At 73.2% G+C, this 13,098-nt stretch carries 11 protein-coding genes; 5 read left to right on the top strand and 6 right to left on the bottom strand.

The annotated features are described in order from the left end of the window. Nucleotides 1–193 precede the first annotated feature (193 nt). Nucleotides 194–481, top strand: a complete 288-nt coding sequence (locus ACLIYP_RS04940) for a hypothetical protein (RefSeq protein ID WP_412711931.1) — start codon at nucleotides 194–196, stop codon at nucleotides 479–481. Nucleotides 482–524: 43 nt separating this feature from the next. Here the strand turns inward: ACLIYP_RS04940 and ACLIYP_RS04945 are convergent, their stop codons facing one another. From ACLIYP_RS04945 to ACLIYP_RS04965, 5 genes are all read right to left on the bottom strand, one after another. Next, a complete protein-coding gene (locus tag ACLIYP_RS04945) occupies nucleotides 525–1,241 on the bottom strand; it encodes a response regulator transcription factor (protein WP_412711906.1) in 717 nt (238 codons plus the stop codon). Nucleotides 1,242–1,491: 250 nt separating this feature from the next. Next, entirely contained in the window at nucleotides 1,492–3,474 is a 1,983-nt protein-coding gene (locus tag ACLIYP_RS04950) for an outer membrane protein assembly factor BamB family protein (RefSeq protein WP_412711907.1), read from the bottom strand. A 276-nt stretch (nucleotides 3,475–3,750) separates the two neighbouring features. Next, nucleotides 3,751–5,598, bottom strand: a complete 1,848-nt coding sequence (locus ACLIYP_RS04955) for an ABC-F family ATP-binding cassette domain-containing protein (protein WP_412711908.1) — start codon at nucleotides 5,596–5,598, stop codon at nucleotides 3,751–3,753. A 213-nt stretch (nucleotides 5,599–5,811) separates the two neighbouring features. Further along, nucleotides 5,812–6,462, bottom strand: coding sequence for a hypothetical protein (locus ACLIYP_RS04960; RefSeq protein ID WP_412711909.1), 651 nt, complete (start codon nucleotides 6,460–6,462; stop codon nucleotides 5,812–5,814). A gap of 234 nt (nucleotides 6,463–6,696) precedes the next feature. Continuing rightward, a complete protein-coding gene (locus ACLIYP_RS04965) occupies nucleotides 6,697–8,352 on the bottom strand; it encodes a penicillin-binding transpeptidase domain-containing protein (protein ID WP_412711910.1) in 1,656 nt (551 codons plus the stop codon). A gap of 486 nt (nucleotides 8,353–8,838) precedes the next feature. Here ACLIYP_RS04965 and ACLIYP_RS04970 point away from each other — a divergent pair, with 486 nt between their 5' ends. Then, entirely contained in the window at nucleotides 8,839–9,078 is a 240-nt protein-coding gene (locus ACLIYP_RS04970; RefSeq protein WP_412711911.1) for a hypothetical protein, read from the top strand. A gap of 370 nt (nucleotides 9,079–9,448) precedes the next feature. Further along, on the top strand, nucleotides 9,449–9,814 hold the full coding sequence (locus ACLIYP_RS04975) for a hypothetical protein (RefSeq protein WP_412711912.1): 366 nt from the start codon (nucleotides 9,449–9,451) through the stop codon (nucleotides 9,812–9,814). Nucleotides 9,815–9,967: 153 nt separating this feature from the next. On the opposite strand, the gene ACLIYP_RS04980 is transcribed toward ACLIYP_RS04975, so the two are convergent. Beyond that, nucleotides 9,968–11,740, bottom strand: coding sequence for a dolichyl-phosphate-mannose--protein mannosyltransferase (locus ACLIYP_RS04980; protein WP_412711913.1), 1,773 nt, complete (start codon nucleotides 11,738–11,740; stop codon nucleotides 9,968–9,970). A 94-nt stretch (nucleotides 11,741–11,834) separates the two neighbouring features. Between ACLIYP_RS04980 and rsmI the strand changes: the two genes are divergently transcribed. Both rsmI and ACLIYP_RS04990 read left to right on the top strand, forming a co-directional pair. Further along, nucleotides 11,835–12,686 (top strand): 16S rRNA (cytidine(1402)-2'-O)-methyltransferase, encoded by an 852-nt coding sequence (gene rsmI / locus ACLIYP_RS04985; protein WP_412711914.1) that lies wholly within the window; start codon nucleotides 11,835–11,837, stop codon nucleotides 12,684–12,686. 135 nt (nucleotides 12,687–12,821) lie between these two features. Further along, a complete protein-coding gene (locus ACLIYP_RS04990; RefSeq protein ID WP_412711915.1) occupies nucleotides 12,822–13,085 on the top strand; it encodes a hypothetical protein in 264 nt (87 codons plus the stop codon). Nucleotides 13,086–13,098: the final 13 nt, after the last annotated feature.

Consider the following 13,098-nt stretch of genomic DNA (forward strand, 5'->3'; position numbering starts at 1 on the left):
GCGAAGGATGTGATCCACCATGACGAACGACGGCAACGGCGAGAACGGCAACAACGGCGCAGGCGGTCCGCACGGCGCCCACGAGTACCGCGGCCCCTCGGGCTCCCGCGGTCCCTCCGACCCCGCGGACCCCGGTGTCCCCGGCGCCGGCAAGGGCGACCCGGAGCCGGACTGGCGGGAGGAGGAGCGCGAACTGGAGGAGCGCTCGGCCAGCGCCGCCCGGCTGTTCGACATCCGCCGTGTCATCGGCCTGCTCTTCGTGGTCTACGGCGTCCTGGTCACCGCGGCGGGCGTCTTCGTCTCCGACGCCGACCTGGCCAAGGCCCAGGACATCAACATCAACCTCTGGGCCGGGCTGTCGATGCTGGTGCTGGGGCTGCTGTTCCTGCTCTGGCTGCGGCTGAGCCCCACGGTCCCGCCACCGCCGCGGCGGGAGGCCGGCGACGGCGGCCCGGGAACCGTACCGCCGGCCGGGGAGTGACACGCGCCTCCAGCCGTACGGACAGGGGCGCGGGGCCGTTGCGTCAGCCCGGCCCCGCGCCCCTGTCCGCACCGCCGCGCGGGCCCCCGCCCCGCGCCCTCGCCGCCCGGTCCAGCAGTCCGGTACGGGCCGCCAGCGCCGCCGCCTCCAGCCGCGAACCGACCCCGAGCTTCATCAGCACCCGCTGCACATGGGTACGGGCCGTGCTGGGCGCGATCCCCATGCCCACCGCGATCGTCCGGGTGTCCTCCCCCTCGGCCACCCGCACCAGCACCTCGGCCTCGCGCGGGGTGAGCATCCGCAGCAGCCTGACGCCCTCGTCGTCCGGCTCGGTCCTCGGGTTGAGCAGGTCCGCGAAGGCGCCCCGCAGCAGCTGCGGGGCCACCGCCGCCTCCCCGGCCCGCGCCCTGACCATGCCGCGCTCGACGCCCTCGATCCGCTCGTCGTGCCGTATGTAGCCCGACGCCCCCGCCGCGAACGCCGCCGCGATCCCCCGCGGGCTGGGCACCGGGCCCAGCACCACCACGGCGGTCTGCGGCCGCTCCCGCCTGATCCTCGCCACTGGATCGAACGCCCCGGGCTCGGCGGGCGACGCCGTGCCCCACAGACACACCTCGGGGGCCCTGCTGACCACCAGTTCCGCCGCCCCCGCGGCCGGCGCGGCGGCGGCGAGCACCCGGTGCCCGCGCAACTTCAGCGCCGAGGCGAGCGCCTCGGCGTGCAGACGGTGGTCGTCGACCACCATGAGCCGCACGGTCATCCACACCCCTGTCGTTCCGTCGGCCCCGTCCCGGGGCCTGGCCGGGCCCCGTACGGCCCTTCGAGCCGCCCGGCTCCGTCTTGCCCCCGGAAGCTACACGCTCCCCAGGCATCCCGCGTCCCTTCCGGCAAGAACCGGCGGGAACTCCCGCGGACCCACGCGAGCGGCCCCGCGTCCCTCCACAGGAGGGGCGCGGGGCCGATGCGGTGGCGGCGGTCCGCCGCGTCAGGCCGGGAGCGGCCGCGGAACCTCAGTTGTAGGCGGCTATCGCCAGGTCGCTGAGACCGGCGGTGGCGTAGAACCTGTGGTTCACCAGGAAGAAGTGGCCGTCCTTCCAGAACGGGTGCACATCGGAGCCGGTGGCCATGTCGTACTCCTGCTTCACACCGCTCTCCGGCAGCTTCATCCGCGGGGACGGCTTGCCCGTCTTCGGGTCGAGCCTGACGACCTGCCCCGGCTTGTCGTAGCCGGGGAGCTCGTAGGCGAGCAGCGAGCCGTCCTCCACGGTGACCGGGACGATCCGGCCGCCCGTGGTCGGCTCCCCCAGCCACTTCGACTTGCCCGTGGTGAGGTCGAAGGCGATGATCTCGCTGGTCTGCCCGTAGTCGCCGCCCTGGTGCGGCTTCGAGGAGATGTACATGGTCTCGCCGTCCACCACCGTCCCGGGGCAGTTGCTGAGCGTGATGCCCCGGCAGCCCAGCTCGTGGCGGTCCTTGTCGATGGAGATCTTGTCCTGGAGCTTGCCGCTGTCCGAGAGGACCATCACGTCCGTGATGTCGATGCTGGACTCGCCGCCGGCGTTGACCCCCAGGACCAGGGGGTCGGTGGACAGGACCTTGAGGACCTCGATGCCGTCGGGGACGTCCCACTGCCACTTCTTCTTGCCGCCCGGGCCCACTCCCTGGACCTTCTGCGAGCCGCCGAAGCCGCACTCCAGCTTGGCGACGAGCTGGGCGCCCCCGGAGTAGCCGCGGTCCTTGCAGTCGGAGCCCTCCTCCTGCTGCCACAGCTCCTTGCCGGTGGACAGGTCGTAGCCGACGGCGTTGCCGATCCAGGCCGCCGCGGCGATGTCACCGCTGACCGCCATCTCCGTGTAGCTGAACTCCGAGGAGCTGTCGCGCTTGGACGGCAGTTCCTTGTTCCACAGCTTCTTGCCCGCGGCCAGGTCGATGCCCATGACGAACTCGCAGCGCCGCCCGTACTGGACCACCGTCCGGTCCTCGGACATCTCGAAGGCGGCGGTGCAGTCCTTCGGGCGGGGCATGTCGATGGACCACGCCACCTTGCCGGTCTTCATGTCGTAGGCCGTGGTGGAGCTCGTCGTGGCCTTGACGATGTTCCCGCCGACGAACCACGTGCCGGGCGCTTCCGCGATGATGTCCTGCTTGTCCACCTTGGGCGGGTCGACCGTCCAGGCGAGCTCGGCGTCGATCAGGCCCTTCTCGCCGCCGGAGCCACCGGAACCGCCGGAGTCGCCCGAGCCCCCGTCGGCGCCCTGGGTGGTGCCCTTGTCGCCCTTCTTGGCCTCGGTGCCGCCGTCGTCCTTGGTCAGGAACCAGACACCGCCGCCCGCGACGAGCAGGACCGCGACGACCGCGGCGACGACGGCCAGGATCTTGGCGTTCTTGCTGCCGCCGCTGCCGCCGGGCGGCTGCGCGCCGCCGCCGTACACGGGCTGCGTCGGGTACTGGCCGTATCCGGGCTGCTGCGGATAGCCGTAGGCCTGTGGCTGCCCGTACGCAGGGGGCTGGCCGTACGCGGGGGCCTGGCCGTACGGCGCCTGGGGCATCTGGCCGGGCTGCTGCGGATAGCCGTACGCCTGGGGCTGGCCGGGCGGGAACTGCGGCGCCTGGCCGAACTGGCCGGGCGGGCCCGGCTGTTCCGGCCCGCCGAACTGGCCGGGCTGGCCGGGCTGGCCGAACTGGCCGGGCTGGCCGGGCTGCTGCGGGTAGCCGTACGACGGCGGGCCCGGAGGCGTCTGCGGGCCCGCGGACGCCTGCGGCGGCTGCCCCGGCGGATCCGCCGGGGCCTGCGGCGACTTGGACAGCGGAACCTGCGGAGGCTGTTCCGGCTCGGCCCTCTCCGGCTGCTGTCCAGGCTGCTGTTCAGGCTGTCCCGACTGCTCGGGCTGCTCCGACCGCTCCGGCTGCTCCGGTCGGTCGTCCGGCTGCTCCGGGGGCGGACCGAAACCGCCGGACGGCGGCTGACTTGGTGGCGGAGGCGGCTGCGACATGGGTTTCCTCATTCACGCGCGGACCGACTGCCCAGCCCCTCGCCCCCCGTGGGGCAGAGCGAATCGGACATGGCCCGCCACTTCTCGGCTGTTGTCGGCCCTTGGCGCCGACGGTCGGAAGGGAATTCTTTCTATCACCGGACACCCGGAAAGCCGCCTCCGGTTCCCGTCCCGAGCCACCAGGTGAGACCGGCCCGCGACCTCGCCGTTACCCGTCCGGCGCGGCCGTCCCCGGCCGTTACCCGCCGGCCTCCGCCTCTCGCGGCCGGTTCCCGGTCAGTCCCCGTCGGCCAGTTCCAGCCAGCGCGTCTCCAACTCGTCACGCTCACCGGCCAGTTCGCGCAGCTCGGCGTCGAGCCCGGCGACCTTACCGAAATCGGTGGCGTGCTCGGCCATCTCGGCGTGCAGCACCGCCTGGCGCTCCTCGATCCGCTCCAGCCTGCGCTCGATGCGCTGCAACTCCTTCTGCGCCGCCCGCGAGACGGCGGCGGGCTTGGTGGAACCGGCGGAACCGGCCTGCCCCGCCGGGGCGGCGGCCGCGGCGGCGGCCGTCCCCGGGGCCGGGGCGCCGGGCGCGGTGGTGGCCCGGCGCAGCCGCTCGCGACGCTCCAGGTACTCGTCCAGCCCGCGCGGCAGCATCCGCAGCGTGCCGTCGCCCAGCAGCGCGTACACCCGGTCCGTGGTGCGCTCGATGAAGTAGCGGTCGTGGGAGATGACGACCAGCGAGCCGGGCCAGCCGTCGAGCAGGTCCTCCAGCTGGGTCAGGGTCTCGATGTCCAGGTCGTTGGTCGGCTCGTCCATGAACAGCACGTTCGGCTCGTCCATCAGCAGCCGCAGCAGCTGGAGCCTGCGGCGCTCGCCGCCGGAGAGGTCCCCGACGGGCGTCCACTGCTTCTCCTTGCCGAAGCCGAAGCGCTCGCACAGCTGGGAGGCGCTCATCTCGCGCCCCTTGCCCAGGTCCACGCGCGAGCGCACCCGCTCCACGGCCTCCAGCACGCGCCAGGCGGGGTCGAGTTCGGCGACCTCCTGGGAGAGGTAGGCCAGCCGCACCGTCCTGCCCACCTTGATGCGGCCGGCCGCAGGCTGCTTCTCGCCGCCGCTGTACGCCGCGTCCGCCATCGCGCGCAGCAGCGAGGTCTTGCCGGCGCCGTTGACACCGGCCAGGCCGATCCGGTCGCCGGGACCGAGCTGCCAGGTCAGGTGCTTGAGCAGCACCTTGGGCCCGGCCTGGACGGTCACGTCCTCCAGGTCCATGACGGTCCTGCCCAGCCGGGAGTTGGCGAACTTCATCAGCTCGGCGCTGTCGCGCGGCGGCGGCACGTCGGCGATCAGCTCGTTGGCGGCCTCGACCCGGAAGCGGGGCTTGCTGGTGCGGGCGGGGGCGCCGCGCCGCAGCCAGGCCAGCTCCTTGCGGACCAGGTTCTGCCGCTTGGCCTCCTCGGTGGCCGCGATGCGCTCGCGCTCGGCGCGGGCGAAGACGTAGTCGCTGTAGCCGCCCTCGTACTCGTGGACGGTGCCGCGCTGCACGTCCCACATCCGCGTGCACACCTGGTCCAGGAACCAGCGGTCGTGGGTGACGCAGACCAGCGCCGAGCGCCGGGCGCGCAGATGCCCGGCGAGCCAGGCGATGCCCTCGACGTCGAGGTGGTTGGTGGGCTCGTCCAGCACGATCAGGTCCTGCTCGGCGATGAGCAGCTTCGCCAGTGCGATGCGCCGCCGCTCGCCGCCGGACAGCGGGCCGATGACGGTGTCCAGCCCCTGCGGGAAGCCGGGCAGGTCCAGTCCGCCGAAGAGTCCGGTGAGGATGTCGCGGACGCGGGCGTTCCCGGCCCACTCGTGGTCGGCCATGTCGCCGATGACCTCGTGCCGGACGGTGGCGGCCGGGTCGAGCGAGTCGTGCTGGGTGAGCACTCCCAGCCGCAGCCCGCCGGCGTGGGTGACCCGGCCGTCGTCGGCGGGCTCCAGCTTCGCCAGGATGCGGACGAGGGTGGTCTTGCCGTCGCCGTTGCGCCCGACGACGCCGATCCGGTCTCCCTCGCTGACGCCGAGGGAGACGCCGTCGAGCAGCGCACGGGTGCCGTACACCTTGCCGACGGCTTCCAGATTGACGAGGTTCGTGGCCATGGGGCTCCCGCTGCCCGGCGCGCCGGGCTGGTGTGGTCTTCGGGTGGGCTGGTCAGCCTCTCAGCCTAGTCGCCGCCCGGGCGCACGCGCTCACGCCCGCCCCGGGGCGACCCGCACCGTCCCGCACCGTCCGCCGCGGCGCCGCCGCGGGCCCCGCACCGCCGCGCCCGGGCCGGCGAGGGCCCGCGCCGGGACCGTCCTTCCGGCCCCGGCTCAGTACGAGGGGCTGTGCTGGGCCGGGGCCGAGCGCGGGGTCGGCCGGTTGAGGCCGAACAGCGAACCGGTGGCGACCGTCAGCTCGGCGGCGCAGTCCGCCGCCGGCTGGTCCGGGATGCCCATCCGGCGCAGCGCCCCGGAGAACGCGTCCTCCAGCAGGGCCAGCCGCCAGCTCAGCTCGGCGGGGCCGACCTGCTGTCCGTCGCGCGGCCGGCTCGACAGGACGGTCAGCACGTCCTGGGCGTTGCTCTGCAGGTCGGCCAGGGACTGCCAGCCGTTCGGCAGCCGCGCCGGGCTCCGGTCCGACGGCTCCGCGCCCGATGCGCCCAGCGTCACGGGGAGCTGTGCGGGGATCGAGGAGTACCAGTCGACCAGCGCACCGCTCAGGTCCGCCCGCAGGCCGTCGAGGAAGCTCAGCAGCACCGCGGCGCCCATGGGGGCGCCGACGGGCTCGACGCGCGGCGCGGAGTCCTCCGGTGCGGGCGGCCTGCCGCCCGCACCGGGGCCCATGAACGACCGGATGACGACCGAGACCTCCTCCTGCTGCGCCGGGGCGGAGCGCTGGGCGGGCAGCAGAAGCGCCCGTACGGGCGCGATGCCGCGGGCGGCCTGCTCGGCCGCCGCCTGGCACGCGTAGTCAGTGGGCACGGGTCCCCCCTTCTTCCGAAGCCGCCTTCTCTCGCGGCGTCGGTCTTACGTTTCGGGGCCGTACCGTATCGTTCCGCAAAGGCTACGGGGAGACGTTCGTCACAGAGAGTTCACAGCGCGATCCCGGTGGAGCGCGCCCGGCCGGACCGGGGCGCCCCCCGCACAGCGGGCACGGCCCGCGCGATGCCGTCCCGCGCGGGCCGTACGGGGTCCGGGGTCCGCCCGGGGGCGGGGTCAGCCGACGGAGTCGAGCACCTGGCGGACGACCGGGCCCGCGTTCTTGCCGCCGTGGCCGGAGGCCGGGACGACCGCCGCCGCGGCGATGTCGCCCCGGTAGGCGGTGAACCAGGCGTTGGGCTTCTTCTGGCCGTCCACCTCGGCCGAGCCCGTCTTGGCCCCGAAGTCGCCGGTGGCGCCGGCCATCGCCTCGGCCGCCGAGCCGCTGGTGGCCGTCAGCCGCATCAGCGAGCGCAGTTCCTGTGAGACGGCCGGGGAGAGGGTGCGCGGGGCCTTGGCCAGGGTGCGGCCGTCCACCTCGGGCGAGACGATGTACGGCTGGCTGAAGACGCCGCTCTTCACCGTCGCCGACACCGAGGCCATGATCAGCGGGTTGGCCCGGACACCGCCCTGCCCGATCAGCGAGGCGGCCATCTGCGCGTCGGACTGCACGGGCACCGAGCCGTCGAAGGTGGCGGTGCCCACCTGCCAGTTCAGCCCGATGCCGAAGACGTCGCGGGCCTGCTTGGTGAGGTCGTCGTCCGACAGCTCGCCGGCCTGGCTGATGAAGGCGGTGTTGCAGGAGGCGGCGAAGGACTGCGCGAAGGTGCCGCCCTCGATCTCGAACTTGTCGAGGTTCTGGAACCTCCAGCCGCCGTGTGTGAAGTACTTCGGGCAGGGGTGCTGCTTGGCGCTGGAGGCCAGGCCCTTCTCGATGAGCATCGACGCGGTGACGACCTTCATCGTGGAGCCGGGGGCGAGGGAGCCCCTGAGGGCGGTGTTGAAGCCGTCCGCCGGGGTGTTGGCGACGGCCAGGATCTCTCCGGTGCCGGCCTTCAGCGCGACGACCGACGCCTTGGGCTTGCCTGCGATGGCCTGGACGGCGGCCTTCTGCACCTTGGCGTCCAGCGTGGTCCTCAGCTCGCCCGGGGTGCCCTTGCTGAGCCGCTTGAGGGTCTTGACCTCCTTGCCGGCCGCGTCGACGATCCGGGTCTCGTAACCGGGCTTCCCGTCGGTCCTGCCGCCGAAGCGCTTGCGCAGATCGGCCAGGATCGCGGCCAGTTCGGGGTGGGCCTCGGCCGTCAGCTCGGCGCCGTTGCGGTCCAGGGCCTTGATGGGCGGGGCCCCGGAAGCGGCGGTCTGCAGCTTCTGGCCGCCGGTGAGCGCGGGGTGGAGGACGGACGCCTCCCAGTCGACGACGGGCTCGCCGCTGCCGTCGTCCCGTACGACGGTCAGCTCCGACTCGTACGTCCAGGTGGCGGGCCTCTCCCCCTTGTCGTACTCCAACTCGGCCGTCACCGTGAACGGGACGTCGGCGCCCGCGGCGGCGCCCGGTTCCAGGCGCACGCCCGAGGCCCGGACGTCCTTGCGGAAGCCGGCCAGGGCCTCGGCGGCCGCGGCCTCGTCGTCGGTCAGCGCGGCGGCCTCGCCGGCCTTCCCCTCCTGCCACGCCCTCAGGAACCTTCCGGCGGTCTCGCGGACCTCCTCCGGCGAGGGCGGGCCCGTCCGGACCGCCGGTTCACCGGCCCGGCCGTCGGAGAAGGCCACGTCCTGCCCGCCCTCGCCGCCGGCCGCGCCGCTGTCGCCGATCAGGGTGTACGCCCCGAACCCGGCGGCTCCGACCACGGCGGTGAAGACCGCTCCGATCACCGCCACCTTCCGACCGTCACGCATGAGTCTCCCGAATCTCCGCCCCTGCCCCGGACCACACCGCCGGGGACCCGTGCGAAGAACCCTAGAGCACACGGGTGGCACGGACCGGGGCCAGGCGTCCGGGCCGGAGCACGGCGGTGCTCCGCAAAACGTCCGCGCGGCTTTCCCCCTCCACCACGGGAATGATTAGTGTGTTTTTCGGAAGATGAATGACGGAAAGAGGCTCCGATTACCCGCTCATGCGCACGGCATCACTTCTTTCACTCTTCCGGAAGCACAACCATCGCCCCTCACCGTCGTTGTCACTACGAAGCAGAAGGCCGATCCTCCTTCCGGCAATTACCGTCACGGGCCCGCGCCGCAGCCGGCGGCGCGGGCCCGTGACACGTATGGAGCAGAAAAGAGTCGCGCGGCGCGCGGCAAGGCTTACGGTGTACTCGGCTCGCTAGTTCCTAGCATTACGCACGCAAGCCCGTGAAGCGGCTTCGTACATTGGAGGTACATGCCATGAAGATGAAGCGGACCGCAGCCGTCGCGCTTTCCGCCACCGCCCTGGTGCTCGGCGGAGCCGGCGTCTCCCACGCCGGGGACGGCCCGAAGTTCCAGAACAACGCGCAGATCCTCCCCTGCGTCAACCTGGAGCTGCTGAACGTCCCGATCGCGTCGGCGGACATCAACAACCTCGACTGCTCGGTCACCTACGTGGAGTCGAAGAAGGTCTCCTCCTACGGGTCCTTCAAGCACTGAGGAGCCGGCCGGACCACCGGTACAGCACTCCGAAAGGCCGCCCCGGCACACCGGGGCGGCCTTTCGCCTTTCCATGACACGCTCACGGGATATAGCCCGAAACAACACCCGCTTGGCGCAGTGGCGGCACAGAAGCCCAGGTGGCGCGCGGATCGGAGATGATCCGGCGCCGCTTTCCGCAGGACACGCAGAAACACAGAAGCGCGCAATCGGGGATTCAGTGGGTTAATGTCGCCGACGTGGGGGCAACTCCCGCCTTTCCGGTGAGCCGGCCGAACTGCGGCCGCAATCCGGAAACCGGTTATCCGGCCGCTCGGCGGCGGCCGGGGACATCGGAACCTTCCTTCTCTCGTCAAGGAGACAAGACAGCATGATGCTGAAGAAGACGCTCGTCGTTTCTTTCGCCGCCGCCATGGCCCTCGCGGGTGGGGCCGCCAGCGCCCACGCCGGTGAGGCCAAGTTCGAGAACAACGCGCAGATCCTGCCCTGCCCGAACCTGGAGGTCGTCAACCTCCCGATCCTGTCGAGCGACATCAACAACCTCGACTGCTCGCGGAACTCCAAGGAGGAGGTCCACGTCAAGAAGATCGTGAAGGTGGAGAAGGAGTCCGACATCCACGTCGCCCCGAAGCAGGAGCAGGCCCAGGGTCAGGGCCAGGGCCAGGAGAACAAGCAGGGCCAGAAGCAGGAGGGCGAGCAGGAGCTCGAGAACAAGAACGCCATCAAGAAGCACTGAAACGACCGGCGCCTCGCGTCGGACCGTCTCAGAACGCCGCCCGCCGGTCTCACCGGCGGGCGGCGCCGCTTTTCCCCGGGACCCGCGGGACCCGCGGGAGCCGCGGGAGCCGCGGGGCTCGCGGGGGCCGGGGTCCGGGGTCCGGGGCCGGGATCAGATCCAGGTGTCCAGCCACATACGGGACTGCCAGGCGTCCTTGGGGATCTGCACCCCGGTGTAGAGCGGGTGGAAGTAGACGAAGTTCCACACGATCAGCAGCACGAGCACACCCGCGCCCACCGCGCCCACCGCCCGCCGCCGCCCGGCGCAGCCGGGCGGACCGAGGAGCGCGCCGATCGCCATCGCCAGCGCCAGGCACAGGAACGGCACGAAGACGACCGCGTAGAAGTAGAAGATCGTGCGCTCCTGGTACAGGAACCACGGCAGCCAGCCCGCCGCCACCCCGCACAGGATCGCGCCCGCGCGCCAGTCGCGCCGCAGCGCCCAGCGGTACAGGCAGTACAGCAGCGCGAAGCAGGCCGCCCACCACAGCAGCGGGGTGCCCAGCGCGAGCACCTCGCGGGCGCAGCCGCCCTCCGCCGTGCAGCCGTTCTCGCCCCTGTCGGAGGACTCGTAGAAGTACGACACCGGGCGGGCGGTCACCAGCCAGCTCCACGGGTGGGACTGGTAGGTGTGCTCGGAGGTCAGCCCCACGTGGAAGCTGTAGACCTCGCTCTCGTAGTGCCACAGGCTGCGCAGCGGGGCCGGGACCCAGGTCATGTCGAACCGGGGCAGGGACAGCTCCAGCCCCGTGAAGGGGATGGGCAGCGACTCCGGCGACAGTCCCCGGCGGCCCTCCGCCCAGGTGCGGAAGTAGCCGTCCCGGCTCGCGAACCAGCCGGCCCAGGAGGCCACGTAGGCGGCGACGGCGACCGGCACCAGGGAGAGGAAGGCGGGGACGGCGTCCCGGCGCAGCATCGACAGATGGGGGCGCCGGGCCCCGGCGGTGCGCCGGGAGGCGGCGTCCCACAGGACCGTCAGGACCCCGAAGGCGATCAGGACGTACAGGCCGCTCCACTTGGTGGCGCAGGCCAGGCCCAGGCAGAGCCCGGCGGCCAGGCGCCAGGGGCGTGCGCCCAGGCCCAGCCGGTCGCCGGCTCCCGCGTCGGGCCGTCCGTCCGGCGGCAGGGCCGCGGCCAGCCGGGCGCGGGCGCGGTCGCGGTCGATCAGCAGGCAGCCGAAGGCCGCCAGCACGAAGAACATCAGCACCAGGTCGAGCAGCGCGGTGCGGCTCATCACCAGGTGCAGCCCGTCCACGGCCAGCAGGAGGCCCGCCAGGCAGCCCAGGGCCGTGGAGCGGAACAGCCGGCGCCCGATGCGGCAGACCATCAGCACCGACAGCGTGCCGAGCACCGCCATCATGAAGCGCCAGCCGAACGGTGTGAGGCCGAACGCCGCCTCGCCCAGGGCGATGACCCACTTGCCCACGGGCGGGTGCACCACGTACGCGGCGGCCTCACTGAGCGGGGCCGCCGCGGGGTTGTCGAGGATGGTGTCGTTGGCGCCGTCGGGCCAGGTGCCCTCGTAGCCGAGCCGGTACAGCGCCCAGGCGTCCTTGGCGTAGTACGTCTCGTCGAATATCACCGCGTGCGGCGAGCCGAGGTTCCAGAAGCGCAGGAGGCCGGCGAGGAGCGCGACGAGGACCGGGCCGCCCCACGCCGTCCAGCGGCCCAGCAGCCGCGCGTCGTCCCCGTCCAGCCCGAACAGCCTCCACACCCGGCCGCTGCCGGGCTCCGGGTACGGCGGCACCAGCCGCTCCCGCGCGCCCGCCCGGGGCGGCGGTGCGTATCCGTAGCGCCGCAGCCGCCCGCGCCACGACGGGATCTGCTCCCCGACGGGCTCCCCGTGCCGGGCCTGAGTCGCGGTGTCACTGGTCACGCGGGCCATCGTAGGGAACGGCCCCGCGGCGCGGCGCCGCGCACCGGTGGCCGGGCGGGGCCACACCGCTCCCGGTCACCGCCGGAGCTGCGAGGATGGCGGGGTGAGCGGAACACTCGTACTGGCAGGCACACCCATCGGCGACACCGCCGACGCACCGCCCCGGCTCGCGGCCGAGCTGGAGGGGGCCGACATCGTCGCCGCCGAGGACACCCGGCGGCTGCGGCGTCTCACCCAGGCGCTGGGGGTGCGGATCTCCGGCCGGGTGGTGTCGTACTTCGAGGGCAACGAGGCAGCGCGGACGCCGGAGCTGGCCGACGCGCTGTCGGGGGGTTCCAGGGTGCTGCTGGTCACGGACGCGGGGATGCCGTCGGTCTCCGACCCCGGCTACCGGCTGGTGGCCGCCGCCGTCGAACGCGGGATCAGGGTCACGGCCGTGCCCGGGCCGTCCGCCGTGCTGACCGCGCTGGCGCTGTCGGGGCTGCCGGTGGACCGGTTCTGCTTCGAGGGCTTCCTGCCGCGCAAGGCGGGCGAGCGGCTGGCGCGGCTGCGCGAGGCGGCCGGGGAGCGCCGCACGCTGGTCTACTTCGAGGCCCCGCACCGGCTGGCCGCCACCCTGGCCGCGATGGCGGAGGCCTTCGGCGCCGACCGCCGGGCCGCGGTGTGCCGGGAGCTGACCAAGACCTACGAGGAGGTGCGGCGCGGCACGCTGGGCGAGCTGGCCGCCTGGGCGGAGGAGGGCGTGCGGGGCGAGATCACCGTCGTCGTCGAGGGCGCGCCCGCCGAGGCGCCCGGCACGGTGGACGCCGCCGAGCTGGTGCGCCGGGTGGCGGTGCGCGAGGCCGCCGGGGAGCGCCGCAAGGAGGCCATCGCGGAGGTGGCGCGCGCGGCGGGGCTGCCCAAGCGGGAGGTGTTCGACGCGGTGGTCGCGGCGAAGAACGCGGGGACGGCCTGAGGGGGCCGGACCGCGGGCGGGCCCGGGGCGGACAGGGCGCCGGCGGGGTCCAGGGCGGGGAACGGCGGGCCCGCCCGTGCATTTCGGGCCGGGAAGGAGTCCACTGGTAGGAAGGAGAACCGCGAGGAGGTTCCCATGGACCCCAGGGACACGGCCGGCCACGAGGAGTACTCCTTCGCCTGCATGCACTGCGGCCACGGCTGGGAGCGCGCGTATGAGATACGGCACCACACCGACCTCGACGGACGGCCCTTCGTCACCTACCACGATCCGGCGGACGGCGGGCGGGTGCCGTCGCCGCTGACGCGCCCGCTCTGCCCCAACTGCGAATCGCACGTGGTGCGGATCATGCGGGCCGGGCAGGTGTACACGACGGAGCACGCCCTGCCGCAGGAGTGACGCCCGCGCGGGC

The sequence above is a fragment of the Streptomyces nanhaiensis genome, from assembly GCF_046614825.1.
In the GTDB taxonomy this organism is placed as follows: Bacteria; Actinomycetota; Actinomycetes; order Streptomycetales; family Streptomycetaceae; genus Streptomyces; species Streptomyces radiopugnans.